15 protein-coding genes and 1 tRNA gene are annotated in these 13,585 nt (G+C 57.3%); 4 read left to right on the top strand and 12 right to left on the bottom strand.

The window, feature by feature from the left end; translation table 11 throughout:
• Nucleotides 1–3: 3 nt before the first annotated feature.
• The gene (locus ACYPYQ_RS06760; protein WP_459721753.1) at nt 4–678 is read left to right on the top strand and encodes a hypothetical protein; all 675 of its coding nucleotides are present in this window, start codon (nt 4–6) and stop codon (nt 676–678) included.
• Here ACYPYQ_RS06760 and ccoS read toward each other — a convergent pair.
• The 9 genes from ccoS to ACYPYQ_RS06715 all read right to left on the bottom strand — a co-directional run bounded on the left by ccoS (nt 675) and on the right by ACYPYQ_RS06715 (nt 9,313).
• A complete protein-coding gene (gene ccoS, locus ACYPYQ_RS06755; protein WP_459721750.1) occupies nt 675–866 on the bottom strand; it encodes a cbb3-type cytochrome oxidase assembly protein CcoS in 192 nt (63 codons plus the stop codon). The two genes, ACYPYQ_RS06760 and ccoS, sit on opposite strands and share 4 nt — an antisense overlap.
• 7 nt (nt 867–873) lie before the next feature.
• Nucleotides 874–3,330 carry a heavy metal translocating P-type ATPase gene (locus tag ACYPYQ_RS06750; RefSeq protein ID WP_459721747.1) on the bottom strand — a complete coding sequence of 819 codons (2,457 nt, stop codon included), beginning with the start codon at nt 3,328–3,330 and terminating at the stop codon, nt 874–876.
• A gap of 13 nt (nt 3,331–3,343) precedes the next feature.
• Nucleotides 3,344–3,856, bottom strand: a complete 513-nt coding sequence (locus tag ACYPYQ_RS06745; RefSeq protein ID WP_459721744.1) for a FixH family protein — start codon at nt 3,854–3,856, stop codon at nt 3,344–3,346.
• Nucleotides 3,857–3,868: 12 nt separating this feature from the next.
• On the bottom strand, nt 3,869–5,299 hold the full coding sequence (ccoG, locus tag ACYPYQ_RS06740) for a cytochrome c oxidase accessory protein CcoG (protein ID WP_459721741.1): 1,431 nt from the start codon (nt 5,297–5,299) through the stop codon (nt 3,869–3,871).
• 328 nt (nt 5,300–5,627) lie between these two features.
• Complete coding sequence (gene ccoP, locus ACYPYQ_RS06735; protein WP_459721738.1) at nt 5,628–6,491, bottom strand: cytochrome-c oxidase, cbb3-type subunit III; 864 nt, start codon at nt 6,489–6,491, stop codon at nt 5,628–5,630.
• Nucleotides 6,488–6,697 carry a cbb3-type cytochrome oxidase subunit 3 gene (locus ACYPYQ_RS06730; RefSeq protein ID WP_459721735.1) on the bottom strand — a complete coding sequence of 70 codons (210 nt, stop codon included), beginning with the start codon at nt 6,695–6,697 and terminating at the stop codon, nt 6,488–6,490. Before ACYPYQ_RS06730 ends, ccoP begins: the two co-directional genes overlap by 4 nt.
• On the bottom strand, nt 6,690–7,487 hold the full coding sequence (gene ccoO / locus ACYPYQ_RS06725) for a cytochrome-c oxidase, cbb3-type subunit II (RefSeq protein WP_459721729.1): 798 nt from the start codon (nt 7,485–7,487) through the stop codon (nt 6,690–6,692). Before ccoO ends, ACYPYQ_RS06730 begins: the two co-directional genes overlap by 8 nt.
• Before the next feature lie 14 nt (nt 7,488–7,501).
• Nucleotides 7,502–8,935, bottom strand: a complete 1,434-nt coding sequence (gene ccoN, locus ACYPYQ_RS06720; protein WP_459721723.1) for a cytochrome-c oxidase, cbb3-type subunit I — start codon at nt 8,933–8,935, stop codon at nt 7,502–7,504.
• A 304-nt stretch (nt 8,936–9,239) separates the two neighbouring features.
• Nucleotides 9,240–9,313: transfer RNA gene (locus tag ACYPYQ_RS06715), tRNA-Gly, on the bottom strand.
• Nucleotides 9,314–9,361: 48 nt separating this feature from the next.
• On the opposite strand from ACYPYQ_RS06715, the gene thiS reads away from it, so the two are divergent.
• The 3 genes from thiS to trmB are packed head-to-tail and all read left to right on the top strand — an operon-like array spanning nt 9,362 to nt 11,079.
• Nucleotides 9,362–9,565, top strand: a complete 204-nt coding sequence (gene thiS / locus ACYPYQ_RS06710; RefSeq protein WP_459721719.1) for a sulfur carrier protein ThiS — start codon at nt 9,362–9,364, stop codon at nt 9,563–9,565.
• A 24-nt stretch (nt 9,566–9,589) separates the two neighbouring features.
• Nucleotides 9,590–10,384 (top strand): thiazole synthase, encoded by a 795-nt coding sequence (locus ACYPYQ_RS06705; protein WP_459721716.1) that lies wholly within the window; start codon nt 9,590–9,592, stop codon nt 10,382–10,384.
• The gene (gene trmB, locus ACYPYQ_RS06700) at nt 10,384–11,079 is read left to right on the top strand and encodes a tRNA (guanosine(46)-N7)-methyltransferase TrmB (protein ID WP_459721713.1); all 696 of its coding nucleotides are present in this window, start codon (nt 10,384–10,386) and stop codon (nt 11,077–11,079) included. Before ACYPYQ_RS06705 ends, trmB begins: the two co-directional genes overlap by 1 nt.
• On the opposite strand, the gene hemW is transcribed toward trmB, so the two are convergent.
• The 3 genes from hemW to rph are packed head-to-tail and all read right to left on the bottom strand — an operon-like array spanning nt 11,050 to nt 13,549.
• Nucleotides 11,050–12,249 carry a radical SAM family heme chaperone HemW gene (hemW, locus tag ACYPYQ_RS06695; RefSeq protein ID WP_459721710.1) on the bottom strand — a complete coding sequence of 400 codons (1,200 nt, stop codon included), beginning with the start codon at nt 12,247–12,249 and terminating at the stop codon, nt 11,050–11,052. The genes trmB and hemW overlap by 30 nt on opposite strands.
• Nucleotides 12,246–12,836 (bottom strand): RdgB/HAM1 family non-canonical purine NTP pyrophosphatase, encoded by a 591-nt coding sequence (rdgB, locus tag ACYPYQ_RS06690; protein WP_459721707.1) that lies wholly within the window; start codon nt 12,834–12,836, stop codon nt 12,246–12,248. Before rdgB ends, hemW begins: the two co-directional genes overlap by 4 nt.
• On the bottom strand, nt 12,833–13,549 hold the full coding sequence (gene rph / locus ACYPYQ_RS06685; RefSeq protein WP_459721704.1) for a ribonuclease PH: 717 nt from the start codon (nt 13,547–13,549) through the stop codon (nt 12,833–12,835). The genes rdgB and rph overlap by 4 nt, the downstream gene beginning before the upstream one ends.
• Between the last annotated feature and the right edge of the window lie 36 nt (nt 13,550–13,585).

The following is a 13,585-nucleotide window of genomic DNA, read 5'->3' as shown; positions in this document are numbered from 1 at the left end:
CATATGAGCACCGAAAAGAAGATCTACTGGGGCGTCGGAATCTTTTCCGTCGTCATCATCCTCTCCTCCTTCCTGATCCCTGGTGATCGTCCCGATAAAGAGGATCTGCCCTGGCATATCGAACACCCCGCCCCGGATACCGTCAAGATATTCGGCCTCACGCTGGGACAATCGAAGCTTGGGGATGCCGAGATGCGCTTCAAGGAGGAAGGAGAACCCAGCCTGTTCAAGTCACCGGCAGGCGTATTGTCCGCCGAACTGTTCTTCGAGCAGATCAATCTGGCCGGTTTGCGCTCCCGTGTGGTGCTGACTGCCGACATCCCGGAAACAGAGTTGAAGATGATGTATGAGCGCGGCCTGCGTATGGCCGGGACAGGAAGCGGCAAGAAGATCACCCTGACGCCGGATGACATCGCCGTGCTGCGCAAGGCCGCCATCGGCAGCCTGACGTATATGCCTGGGGTGAGGGTCGATGAAGCACTGTTCCTCAAGCGCTTCGGCCAGCCCGCGCAGGTCATCAAGGAGGAGAAACACGCCACCACCCACTGGCTTTATCCCCAACACGGCCTGGATATCAGCATGGGCGAGGGCGAGAAGCCCGTCTTGCAGTACGTTCCGCCCGCGGCGTTCGACAAGCTGGTCAAACCACTCCTGGCTCAAACAGCGAGCAGCAACTAAGGCTTCTCTTCCGCATCCGGCTTCTTGCTCGGATGCGGCATCATGTCTTCGTCGTCATCCATCAGGATGCGCTGTCCGCCGCCTTCCATATCCTCGTATTGCCCTTTTTTCACTGCAATGATCAATACGATCACAAAGAGGACGCCGAAGAACATCATGCCCGGTATCAAACTGTAGATAACTTCCATCTCTGTCTCACTTCCTGAACATAGTGCGTATACGCGCTGCATTGCCGATCACGATCAGCGAGCTGATAGGCATGGTGATCGCCGCCACCAGTGGACTGACCTTGGCCATCATGGCCAAGGGCACCATGATAAGGTTATATACGAACGACAAGCCGATATTCTGCTTGATTGTGAGCAGGGTGCGGCGCGACAGCTGGGTCGCCTGCAGCACCTTGCCCAATTCACTGTGCATCAACACGATGTCCGCGCTGTCGATCGACACATCGGTTCCCGAACCCAGCGCGATGCCCACGTTCGAGCGTATCAAGGCAGGCGCGTCGTTCACGCCGTCACCCACCATCGCCACGACCTCCCCTCTCTGCTGCAGGCGCTGGATGACCTGATCCTTGTCTTGTGGCATCACTTCGGCGATCACCTCCATCCCGCCCAGTTGCCGGGCGATAGCTTCGGCCACCGGCCGCCGGTCACCGCTCAGCAAGGTCATACCGATACCGGCCTCGCGCAAGGCATCCACCATCTGTTGCGCGTCAGCGCGCAGCTGGTCTGCCAGCCCGAATACCGCCACATGCCGCCCGGCGCAGGCCATATACACGCAACTCATCGCCTGCGACTCCCATTGATGGGCTTGTGAATGCAATGCCTCATCCAGCGCCACACCGCACTGAGCCAGCCAGCCGGCGCTGCCCAGCCGGATGTCCTGCCCATCGACCGTAGCTGCGATTCCGAGCCCCGCAGTCGCATGGAATCCGCTCACTTCGAGTGAGCGGAAAGGATATTGATGATGCTCCGCAAAATTCACGATTGCGCGCGCGGTACTGTGTTCACTGAGGCGTTCTGCCGCTGCAGCCTTGGCTATCATCCTCCCGGCATCAACCCCGGCCGCGATCTTTGATTGCGCCACGCTCATCTTGCCTTCGGTCAGCGTGCCGGTCTTGTCAAACACGAAGTGCGTCACCCTGGACAGGGTTTCGAGCACCAGTCCGTTCTTGACCAGAATGCCGTGTTTCGCCCCCAGACCGGAAGCGACGGCGATGGACATCGGCGTCGCCATGCCGAGCGCACACGGGCAGGTGATGATGAGCACAGAGGTCGCCGCCATCAATGCCAATTCGAAGTCTTGTGAATTCCAGATGAAGAAGGTCGTGCATGCACACAACAACGTCACCAGCACGAACCACGGCACTATCGTGTCAGCCAGACGCTGGATGGGGGCTTTGGAGGATTGCGCCTCCTCCACCAGACGGATGATCTTTGACAGCGTGGTGTTCTGTAGTTGACTGCGCACTTCCACCAGCAATGCTCCCGTGGTATTGACGGTTCCTGCAGAGACCGTATCACCTGCGCGCTTGTTAACCGGCGCGGACTCCCCGCTCAGCATCGCCTCATCCACAGCACTGCATCCCTCCAGCACCACACCATCCACGGGGACGGTGTAGCCCGGCTTCACCATCACCTTGTCGCCAGGCATCACCGCGCGGATGGGCGTCATCTTCTCCACCTCCTCCTTTATGACCATGGCCACTCTAGGCTGCAACTCCATCAGTCGCTTCGTTGCGGACAGCGCCTGGTGCCTGAACATCCCTTCAAGGTATCGCCCGATCAGAATGACAAAGGTGAGGTTGGTGACGGTATCGAAGAAGACTTCTCCGTGCTGATTGTTGGTCAGCGTGACATACAGCGAATAGATGTATGTCACCGACAGGCCCAGTACGATAGGCAGGTCCATGGTCAGATGCCCCGCCCTAAGTCCGCCCGCCGCTCCTTTGAAAAAGGGGTAGCCCGAATAGAATAGCGTCGGCGTAGCCAATACCAGGCCCATCCAGTGGAAAAAGCCGCGAAACTCATCCTGATTGGCACCGCTATAGAGCGCAATGGCTATCCACATCATGTTCATCGCTGCAAAGCCTGCGAAGAACAGCCTGAACAGCATGGCGCGATTGGTTCTTTTTATGGCACCTTCAGCGCTTTCCGGATCATAGGGCACTGCCGAGTAGCCGATACGCACCAAGGCCTTGATCAGGTCTGACAGCTTCGTCCGGCTGTTATCCCACTTCACATGCAGGCGTTTGCTCGCCAGATTGACCTCGGCCGAACGTACACCGGGCACCTTCTTCAGACCTCTCTCGATCAACCAGACGCAGGCTGCACAGTGGATGCCTTCGACCAGCAGATGGATGGCACGCTCGTCCCCGGCACAGGTGGTGAATTCCTGCTGGACTTCATCGAAGTCGTAGATATCGATGTCTTTGGGAGGCTCCGGCGGCGGAGCGAGCAGCACACCTTCCGGCGTGCGCTGGTAATAACCCTGCAATCCCGCCTCGTAGATGGCAGCACATACCGACTGGCAACCAAAGCAGCAAAAATCCCTGTGCTTGCCTTCCAGTACTGTTGAGAATTCGGCATCGGCCGGAATCGGCAAACCGCAATGGAAGCAGCCAGCCGAAACATTGTCACCGTGACTCATGGACAGTGCGCACTCAGCGTAGCGCCTCAACCACCATGAACCGCTCCGTGTCTACTGCGAACTCGTCACTGCCGCGCTTGAGATGGATGTGCAACTCCCAGTAGCCCTTCAACGGGAAACTGATGTACCCCTGATAGTTTCCTGCCGCGACCTCTTTGAACGCGGTGATGAAGTCTTTGCTGGCATCCGATGCACGATATGCCTCCACTTCCATCTCGCCACTGACGGGCTTGCCATCCTTGTCCAGCACGGAAATCTCATACATCGTTGGCTGCCCCTGGATGAGAGCTTTGGGCTTATTGATGGTGGTCTGCCATCCCAAGGCCTGCTGCCTGCCCAACTCGCTCAACATCTGCGTGTTGGTCTTGCGGTCCTTGGTTTTGTATTCACGGTCGATCAGAGACGACTGGTTGTGTGTGGCGAACCAGATGAATGCCGCATTGACGGCAAGCACCACCACGATGAGGCCAAGCATGCCGAGCAACCATGGGTTGCGCAATCCGGATTTGTGATCTTGAGAAATCATCTGCCTGCTCCGTTATTTCTTGGGGCCGTAGAATTGGCTGGTGTATTCGGCGAAGACGTTCGGATCATCCTCCTGCTCCACTCTGAATCGTATTGGAACAACATCATCAACGATGTTCGCAGATGGCGCTTTGACGAAGACCGTAAAGGATGCTTGCCGTCCGTGATGTGTCATCGGGTTTTGCTCCACCCCGATGATGACTTGATCTTTCACGCCGCCTTCCGCCGTGACTTTCACACGGAAGTCCTTGTCGGTCTTGTTCAGCACCTTGAAATCGAACTTGTTCTGGATAGAGCCGTCACTCATCTGCACATACAAGGGTTGCCGCTCGTGCATGATCTTCAGCGTCATGGATCCCATATGCGTCAACCCCCAAACGATACCGGCCAGCGCGATCAGGATGATACTGAGATATACCAGCGTCCTTGGATGCTGATACATCTTCTTGGCCGGCTTGCCCGACAGTTCGTCCAGCGATGCGTAACGGATCAAACCACGCGGCTTGTTGATCTTGTCCATCACGACATCGCAGGCATCGATGCACAGCCCGCAGGTGATGCAACCCAGCTGTTGTCCGTTGCGGATATCCACCCCGGTCGGGCAAACCTGCACGCACTGGAAGCAGTCGATGCAATCCCCTTGCTGGGCCACCGCTTCTCCACCCTTGCGGATCTTGCCGCGCGGTTCGCCCCTCGTGTAGTCATAGGTAGGCAGGATGGTCTGGCTGTCGGTCATGACCCCCTGGATGCGTGCGTACGGGCAGAGCCAGAAGCAGGTCTGCTCCCGCAAGAAACCTGCAAGGATGTAGGTTCCAAAGAAGAACATCGTGATAACCACCCAGCCTACCGTGGGCAGCTGGAAATTCACAAGCTTGTTCCAGTAATCGAAAGCGTCTACGAACCAGATGGAAAAACTGATGCCGGTCAGTAATGCAATCAGCGCCCAGAGCGTGTGTTTGATCACTCTCTTGCGCAGCTTGTCAAAGTTCCATGGCGCACTGTCCAGCTTGCGTCTGGCGGTAGGGTTACCCTCGATCTTGTCTTCGATCCAGGTGAACCAGTCGGTCCACGCTGTCTGGAAGCAGAAGTAGCCGCACCATACGCGCGAGGCCACTGAGGTAACAGCGAAAAGGGTCATGGCCGCCACCAAAAGTACCAGCGACAACATCCATATGTCCTGCGGCAATACAGTCAGACTGAAGAAATGGAACTGATTGTGGTCAATATCGAACAGGATGGCTTGCTTTCCGTTCCAGCGCAGGTAAGGAAGGAGGAAGAACGGCAGCCACAAAGCCAGCTGGGCCCGATCCTTGAAAGTTCGGAAGAACCCAGGCATGCGCTTGGCATGGATAGTCTGCCCGCCCGTGTTGACCGTCCAGGTCTCGAACTCGTTATATAGCGTGGTGACTTCACCCGGTTCTTTCTTTTCGACTTGCTGATTCATACCGCCTCCTGAATACGCAACGATGTGCCCCTCGATCCTAAAGCACCTTGTAGTTTCGTGATTCTACTTCTTTAGATTGTGCCGCTCTGTGATTTTTCGTACAAAAGAAAAGGAGGAGAGCAAGCTCTCCTCCTTTAGCAAACAGCGAATTCTTACTTGCTGTTCTTATCCTTTGTGGCGTTGCGGAATGTCACATAGAACAACCAGGCAACCACTGCGATCGATCCCACCAGTGCAATGATAACACCCCAAAAAACCATATCCTGATTCATAGCTGCTCTCCTTACGTTATGACCTGCACAAGGAACCTCATGCAGGCCTCACAAGATTACTGCGCTTGACCACCGCCGAACTTGTACACATACACAGCCAGCTTCTTGATCTCAGCGTCAGACAGCTTGCCGCCCTGGAAGGCGGGCATCACTGCCACACGCGTCTCGGGTGTGCCAGCATTGACACCGTGCTTGATGGTGTACTTGATGCCCTCGACGGAGCTGTCAAAACGCCAGACGCTGTCGGTCAGGTTGGCAGAACCCATGGCTTGCATACCCTTACCGTCTTCACCGTGGCAGGCGGTACAGCCCTTCTCGGCGAAAAGCGGTGTAGAGGTCGGCTTGCCGGCCGCCACTGCATTGGCCAGCGTGTCGATCTCTGCTTCGGACAACATGTCAGCGTGGGCCATCATCATGCCCTGACGTCCACCCGCGATTGTCTCGTGGATGGCGTCGATGGTACCGCCGAACAGCCAGTCGTCGTCATTCAGGATGGGCGCGAACAGACCGAACTTGTCATGCGTTCCCACGCCGTTCTGGCCGTGGCACGCTGCACAGTTGTCACCGAACAGCACCTTGCCGGAACGTGTCACATACTCGGTCAGCTCGCTGTCTGCCAAGATAGCAGCAGGCGTCATGTCCTTCAGTTTGGCCTCATACTTGCCGCGCACCTCATCCACCACACTCTTGTCGGCTTCCATCTCGGTGATGGCAGTCCAGCCACCCAAACCCTTGAACCATGTGCCGCCGTTGGACAGCGGAATGGAAGGGTAGTACAGGAAGTACACCACACACCAGATCGCGCTGGCTGTCAGGCCCAGCATCCACCACTTGGGCGGCTGATTGATATAGTCGCCCAGATCGTCATCCCAGACGTGCCCGGTCGTTGGCACGCTGCTTGCATCGTGTTTGTCGCTCATCTTTTTTCTCCCAATTTGATAGGGTCCTCGTCGTCCAGAGCCATACGGCTCTGGGCTTCGAAATTTTGCTTGTTGGACGGTCGGAACACCATGACGTAGGTCACCACCATGCCGACCGCAGCGACCAGAGCAAAGAACACCCCCAGCCAGTCATTGGTCGTCATAGCCTGCACATCCATACCCAGGTGCTCCAACAGCTTAATCACGGTAGTTCACACCTTCTTCGAACTTGACGTGATTGCCCATGCTCTGCAGGTAGGCGATCAGAGCATCCATGTCGGTCTTGCCTTCCAGCTCGGCCGGAGCAGCCGCGATGTACTCATCGGTATAGATGGTCTTCGGTACCGGGTTGAACGGCATGATGGTCAGAACCTTCATGGTTTCAACGGTCTCGGCGACATCCACCTTCTTGTCATTCAGCCAGAAGTAGTTAGGCATCACAGACTCGGGCACCACATCGCGCGGGTACATCAGATGGCGGCGATGCCACTCATCAGAGTACTTGCCAGCAAGGCGAGCCAGATCAGGGCCGGTACGCTTGGAACCCCACTGGTAGGTGTGGTCGTACATGGACTCTTCAGCGATGGAGTAGTGGCCATAACGGTCTTTCTCGTCGCGGAAAGGACGGATCATCTGCGAGTGGCACAGGAAGCAGCCTTCGCGGATGTAGACGTTGCGGCCAGCCAGTTCCAGGGCCTTGTAAGGACGCACGCCGTCACCGGGCTGCCAATCGTCCAGCGTCTTGTGCGCCGACGTTTCCGGATTCCAGATGATCTTGTCCATCGGGATGACGTTGCCGTTCAGATCCTTGTGCTGCGTGTTGTTACAGGTAGGATCGTTCTGGCACATCGCCGTGTTCGGCAGATAGAACAGCGGCACGATTTCCACGATACCGCCGATTGCCACGGCGATTGCGGTCAACACGAACATCAGGAGCGTACTGCGCTCAGTCTTGTCCTGAAGTTGTGTCGAGTAGATTTTGTCGTGATCAGACATATTATTCACTCCCCTTATGCATTAGCCGGAACAGCGCTGGCACTGCGCGCGGCACTTGCAGTGCGCACAGTCATCACGATGTTGTACAGGGCGATCCAGGTACCGATGTTGAAGATCAGGCCGCCGATAGCACGCATCGCGTAGTACGGATGCATAGCGGAAACAGACTCAACGAAGGTATAGGTCAGCGTGCCGTACTCGTCGTAGTCGCGCCACATCAGTCCCTGCATGATGCCGGAGACCCACATCGCCACGACGTAGACCACAGTACCGATGGTAGCCAGCCAGAAGTGCACGTTCACCAGGCCTTCGGAGTACATCTTTTCCACGCCCCAGAGTTTCTTGACCATGTGGTACATGGCACCGTAGGCAACCATCGCCATCCAGCCCAGCGCGCCGGAGTGCACGTGACCAACAGTCCAGTCAGTGTAGTGGGACAGGGCATTGACGGTCTTGATGGACATCACAGGACCTTCGAATGTGGACATCGCGTAGAACGCCAGTGCGACAACCAGGAAGCGCAGGATGTAGTCGGTACGCAGACGGTCCCATGCACCGGAGAGCGTCATCATACCGTTCATCGCACCACCCCAGGACGGAATGATCATAGCGAGGGAAACAGCAGCACCCAGAGATCCGGTCCAGTCAGGCAATGCAGTGTACTGCAGGTGGTGCGCACCCAGCCAGACGTAGCCGAAGGTCAGCGCCCAGAAGTGCAGAACTGACAGACGATAGGAGAACACCGGACGACCCGCCTGCTTCGGCACGAAGTAGTACATGATCGCCAAGAAGCCGCCGGTCAGGTAGAAACCGACCGCGTTATGGCCCCACCACCACTGGATCATCGCGTCTTGCACACCAGAGTAGATGGAGAAGGAGTTGGTCAGACTGACCGGGATCGCCATGCTGTTGACCACGTGCAAGTAGGTGATCATCACGATCATGCCCATGGTGAACCAGTTGGATACGTAGATGTGCGATGTCTTGCGGATACCGATGGTCATGATGTAGTTGAAGCCGTACATCAACCAGACCACTGCGATCGCGATATCGATCGGCCACTCCAACTCGGCATATTCCTTACCGGAAGTCCAGCCCAGCGGCAGGGTGATTACTGCGGAAACGATAATCAGGTTCCAGCCGATGAAGGTCGCCCAAGCAAGGCCGTTGCTCCACAACTTGGTCGCACCCGTACGCTGCACGATGTAGAAACCGGTTGCCATCAGCGCACAACCGCCGAACGCGAAAATCACCGCATTGGTATGCAGCGGACGCAGGCGACCGAACGAAATTTCGGCAAGATCAAAGTTCAGGAACGGCCAAGCCAGCTCAGATGCGACGTACACACCGATGAGCGTACCTACACATGCATAAATGGCGGCAGCGATGGTGAACCAGCGCACAACCTCCATATCGTACTTTACTGGTGTCGCTTGATTAGCTTCCACAGTAGTCTCCTCCCCAGAGCGAAGTTAAAAATACCAATGCGCCAAGTACCCAAATGTTCCTGTGTACCGGACGCACACTTTGTTGCAAACCTACAGCGCGGCAAATTGTCGCAGTGCGGGCGCGACAAGTAAAGCCTAAATTGGTTCCGAGCTGAGCATACCCCACTAAAATCGTCGGGTAGCTTCGCTGCGAAAGCGGGGCGGATACTATGGAATTTCGATGGCGCGCGATTTGATATAAGTCAAAAAGCAACCACTCTCATGTTATGGATGTTCTTGCATCCGTCGGGAGGATCAATCCGACTGGAGCGGGTGAAGGGAATCGAACCCTCGTCGTAAGCTTGGGAAGCTTCTGCTCTACCATTGAGCTACACCCGCATGGTGTAGAATGCGGCGCGGATTCTAACACGAGCATCATCAAATCAAGTGATCACAATCAGTCTCAACGGTGCAGTTCGCCAGCTCTCGCAGCCCGTCAGTATCGCCGCATTGATCGACGAGTTGGGTCTCGCCGGCAAGCGGGTCGCGCTTGAACGGAACGGCGAGATCGTTCCACGCAGCCAGTTCGCATCCCAGACACTTCAGGATGGCGACGCACTCGAAATAGTAGCCGCCGTTGGCGGCGGATAAGCTCAATTTTGGAACTTAATATATATGAATGACACCTTGACCATCGCAGGTAAGCGCTATTCCTCCCGGCTTCTGGTCGGCACCGGAAAATACAAGGACTTCACCGAGACCCGTGCCGCGCTGGATGCCAGCGGTGCCGAGATCGTCACGGTAGCGATCCGGCGCACCAATCTGGGACAGAATGCCAACGAGCCCAATCTGCTCGACGCCGTCCCTCCTTCAAAATTCACCTACCTGCCCAACACGGCAGGCTGCTACACCGCCGATGACGCAGTGCGCACGCTACGCCTGGCGCGCGAATTGCTGGATGGCCATTCGCTGGTCAAACTGGAAGTGCTGGGAGACCCGCAGTCCCTTTACCCCAATGTGATCGAGACCATCGCTGCAGCCAAGACCCTGGTTGCGGATGGTTTCCAGGTCATGGTGTACACCTCGGACGATCCTATCGTTGCCAAACAGCTCGAAGACATCGGCTGCGCAGCCATCATGCCGCTAGCCTCTTTGATCGGTTCCGGCATGGGCATCTTGAACCCATGGAACCTGCAACTGATCATGGAACGCGTGCAAGTGCCGGTGATCGTGGATGCCGGCGTCGGCACGGCTTCCGATGCTGCCATCGCTATGGAGTTGGGCTGCGACGGCGTGCTGATGAACACGGCCATTGCCGCAGCCAAGGATCCCGTACTGATGGCTTCGGCCATGAAGAAAGGCGTGGAGGCTGGACGTGAAGCTTATCTCGCCGGTCGCATGCCCAAGAAACTCTATAGTGCCAGCCCCAGCTCACCGACTGCAGGCATCATCGCTTCGGCCCGCAGCTGATGACAGCGCCCGAAGACCTGCGCCAGAGGCACATCAGAAGCTTCGTCCTGCGGCAAGGCCATCTTTCCGTAGCCCAACGTCGGGCGGTCGATACGCTGTTGCCGCGCTACGGCATCCCATATATGGCACATCCACTCGATCTGGATCAGGCCTTTGGACGCAATGCTCCCAAGGTACTCGAGATCGGTTTCGGCATGGGCGACAGTACCGCGACCATCGCCGCCGCACACCCCGAGATCGATTATCTGACACTGGAAGTTCACACACCAGGCGTCGGCAATCTGCTCAAACTGATCGACGCGCAATCGATAGGCAATATCCGCATCATCCAGCATGACGCCGTCGAAGTGCTGCGCGACATGATCCCCGATAACTCGCTGGACGGCGTGCACATCTTCTTCCCGGACCCTTGGCACAAGGCGCGCCACCACAAGCGCCGGTTGATCCAATCGCCGTTCATCGAAAAACTGGTGCAGAAGCTGAAACCCAATGGATATATCCATGCCGCGACGGATTGGCAGGAATATGCCGAGCAGATACTGGAAGTCTTCAGCTCAGAACAACAGCTGGAGAATACAGCTGCCGATTACGCCCCCCGCCCGGAATACCGCCCGCTCACCAAATTCGAGCAGCGCGGATTGCGTCTCGGTCACGGCGTCTGGGATCTAGTTTTCCGCCGCAAGAAAGACCTGTAGCAGATCATTCAGGAAGCGCCTTCCCATCTCTGTCGGCGCGATGCGACCGGCCTCGCGAACCAGCAGTCCTTTTTGCCCTGCCCGCTCCAGCTCATGCCGGATCAATAACAATGGCAAGCTGGTGCGTTCCTGGAACAAGGTTTCTTCGAATCCGTCGTTCAGCCGCAAGACATTCATCATGAATTCGAAAATCAGGTCGCTCTTGCCCAACATCTGTTCGCTCTGTACCTGCCCCCCCTGAGCCACGCCTTCCATATAAGCCTTGGGCTGTTTATGGCGCGCCTGGCGTATCACCTTGTCGTGAAAGCTCAGCTTGCTGTGCGCGCCGGCACCGATACCGAGGTAATCGCCGAATCGCCAGTAATTCAGATTGTGACGCGCTTGCTTGCCAGGCCTGGCGAACGCCGAGGTCTCATAGTGCTGGTAGCCATGCTCAGCCAATAGGGTTTCAATCCCCGACTGCATCTCGCTACTCGCATCGTCATCCGGCACTTGCGGCGGGTGGTGCGCGAACGGCGTATTCGGTTCCAGCGTCAGGTGATAACAGGACAAGTGTTGCGGCGAGAACGACAAGGCCGATCCCACATCGAACAAGGCAGCCTCCTGTGTTTGGCCGGGCAAGGCATACATCAGATCCAGGTTGATGTTCTCGAAGTGGCGCTGCCCGATGTCGATTGCTCGCTTCGCTTCGTCGCCGGAGTGGATACGGCCCAAAGCCCGCAGATACCCGTCGTTGAAACTCTGGATGCCGAGCGAGAGCCGGTTCACCCCGGCATCGCGGAATGCCGCGAACTTGTCTGCCTCGACCGTACCCGGATTCGCCTCCAGGGTGATCTCCGCCTCGTGTGCCAGCGGCAAGCGCATGCGCACCTGCGTCAACAGATACACAAGCGCGTCGCCCGACAACAGACTGGGCGTGCCGCCACCGATGAAGATCGAATAGACCTTGCGCCCCCAGATCAAGGCCAAGGCAGAGTCCAGATCGCGCAGCAATGCGTCCACATATTCCCGATCCGGTATCGCACCCTGAGCCTCATGCGAGTTGAAGTCGCAATACGGACATTTTCGCACGCACCAGGGGATGTGGATATACAGCGAGAGCGGCGGCAACGCCTGAAAACTCACAGGCTGTGATTTGATACCGAACGGTTGCAGTATCTGTGCGCTCATGCGCGCGGAAAACGTTGCATCAGCACCTGCAACGCCTTGGCACGATGGCTGATCTGCGCTTTTTCATCGTGCGTGAGTTCGGCGGCGGTCTTGCCGAACTGCGGCAACCAGAACATCGGGTCGTAGCCAAAGCCGCCTTCTCCACGCTCTTCGTGGAATATTTCGCCCTGCCATTCACCCTCGGCTATCAAAGGCTGCGGGTCATCCGCATGGCGCACCAGCACCAGTACGCAATAATAGTGCGCACGACGGTCGGCCACGCCCTGCATATCCTGCAGCAGCCTCTGGTTGTTGCGCGCATCGGACTTTGGATTGTCTCCGGCATAACGTGCCGAGATCACGCCCGGCGCACCGCCGAGCGCTTCCACGCAGATGCCGGAATCGTCCGCCAGCGCAGGCAGGCCGCTCGCGCGGCTGACATGGCGCGCCTTGGCCAGTGCGTTCTCGACAAAAGTACAGTGCGGCTCCTCCGCCTCGGAGATACCCAGCTGGGATTGCGTCAGCACCTCGATGCCCAAGGGCGACAACATGCGCTGGAATTCACGCAGCTTACCTGCGTTGTTCGAAGCGATGACCAGCTTGTTCATTGCGCAAGTGCCGCGCGTTGCATCTCGCCCAATTGCTGGATGCCGAATTTGGCCAGTTCAAGCAAGGTATCCATCTCCTCGCGTGAGAAGGGATGGCCTTCCGCCGTACCCTGCACCTCGACAAAATGGCCGCTGCCCAGCATCACCACGTTCATGTCGGTATCGCAATCCGAGTCTTCCGGGTAATCGAGATCGAGCACCGGCGTGCCCTGATAGATACCGACCGAGATGGCCGCGACCGAATCCTTGAGGGGGGTCTCCTTGATCAGCCCCTGCTGCATCAAAGCGCTCACCGCATCATGCAAGGCGACATAAGCGCCGGTGATGCTGGCGGTGCGCGTACCACCATCGGCCTGGATCACGTCGCAGTCCAGCGTGATCGTGCGTTCACCAAGCTTGGCCAGATCGACCACGGCACGCAGGCTGCGTCCGATCAGGCGCTGGATCTCCTGTGTACGACCCGATTGCTTGCCTTTGGCCGCTTCGCGTCCCATGCGGCTGCCGGTCGAGCGCGGCAACATGCCGTATTCGGCTGTCACCCAGCCTTCTCCGCTACCCTTCTTGTGGGGCGGCACGCGCTCTTCGACACTGGCGGTGCAGATCACTTTGGTATCTCCGCACTCGATGAGCACCGAACCTTCGGCATGTTTGGTGTAATGGCGTGTGATGCGGATGTTGCGGAGTTGATCCGGCTGTCTCTGGCTGGGGCGCATGGCATGAATCCGTGAAAAAGAATCGAGCGCGGATTA

It is taken from the genome of Sideroxyarcus sp. TK5, assembly GCF_054601595.1.
Note: the sequence above shows the minus strand (reverse complement) of the source record. Positions and strands in the feature narration are given on the sequence as shown.

What these genes read in the sequence shown, in the direction of transcription:
- ACYPYQ_RS06760 (WP_459721753.1), top strand. Translation starts at nt 4, where the DNA reads ATGAGCACCGAAAAGAAGATCTACTGGGGCGTCGGAATCTTTTCCGTC.
- ccoS (WP_459721750.1), bottom strand. Translation starts at nt 866, where the DNA reads ATGGAAGTTATCTACAGTTTGATACCGGGCATGATGTTCTTCGGCGTC.
- ACYPYQ_RS06750 (WP_459721747.1), bottom strand. Translation starts at nt 3,330, where the DNA reads ATGAGTCACGGTGACAATGTTTCGGCTGGCTGCTTCCATTGCGGTTTG.
- ACYPYQ_RS06745 (WP_459721744.1), bottom strand. Translation starts at nt 3,856, where the DNA reads ATGATTTCTCAAGATCACAAATCCGGATTGCGCAACCCATGGTTGCTC.
- ccoG (WP_459721741.1), bottom strand. Translation starts at nt 5,299, where the DNA reads ATGAATCAGCAAGTCGAAAAGAAAGAACCGGGTGAAGTCACCACGCTA.
- ccoP (WP_459721738.1), bottom strand. Translation starts at nt 6,491, where the DNA reads ATGAGCGACAAACACGATGCAAGCAGCGTGCCAACGACCGGGCACGTC.
- ccoO (WP_459721729.1), bottom strand. Translation starts at nt 7,487, where the DNA reads ATGTCTGATCACGACAAAATCTACTCGACACAACTTCAGGACAAGACT.
- ACYPYQ_RS06705 (WP_459721716.1), top strand. Translation starts at nt 9,590, where the DNA reads ATGAATGACACCTTGACCATCGCAGGTAAGCGCTATTCCTCCCGGCTT.
- trmB (WP_459721713.1), top strand. Translation starts at nt 10,384, where the DNA reads ATGACAGCGCCCGAAGACCTGCGCCAGAGGCACATCAGAAGCTTCGTC.
- hemW (WP_459721710.1), bottom strand. Translation starts at nt 12,249, where the DNA reads ATGAGCGCACAGATACTGCAACCGTTCGGTATCAAATCACAGCCTGTG.
- rdgB (WP_459721707.1), bottom strand. Translation starts at nt 12,836, where the DNA reads ATGAACAAGCTGGTCATCGCTTCGAACAACGCAGGTAAGCTGCGTGAA.
- rph (WP_459721704.1), bottom strand. Translation starts at nt 13,549, where the DNA reads ATGCGCCCCAGCCAGAGACAGCCGGATCAACTCCGCAACATCCGCATC.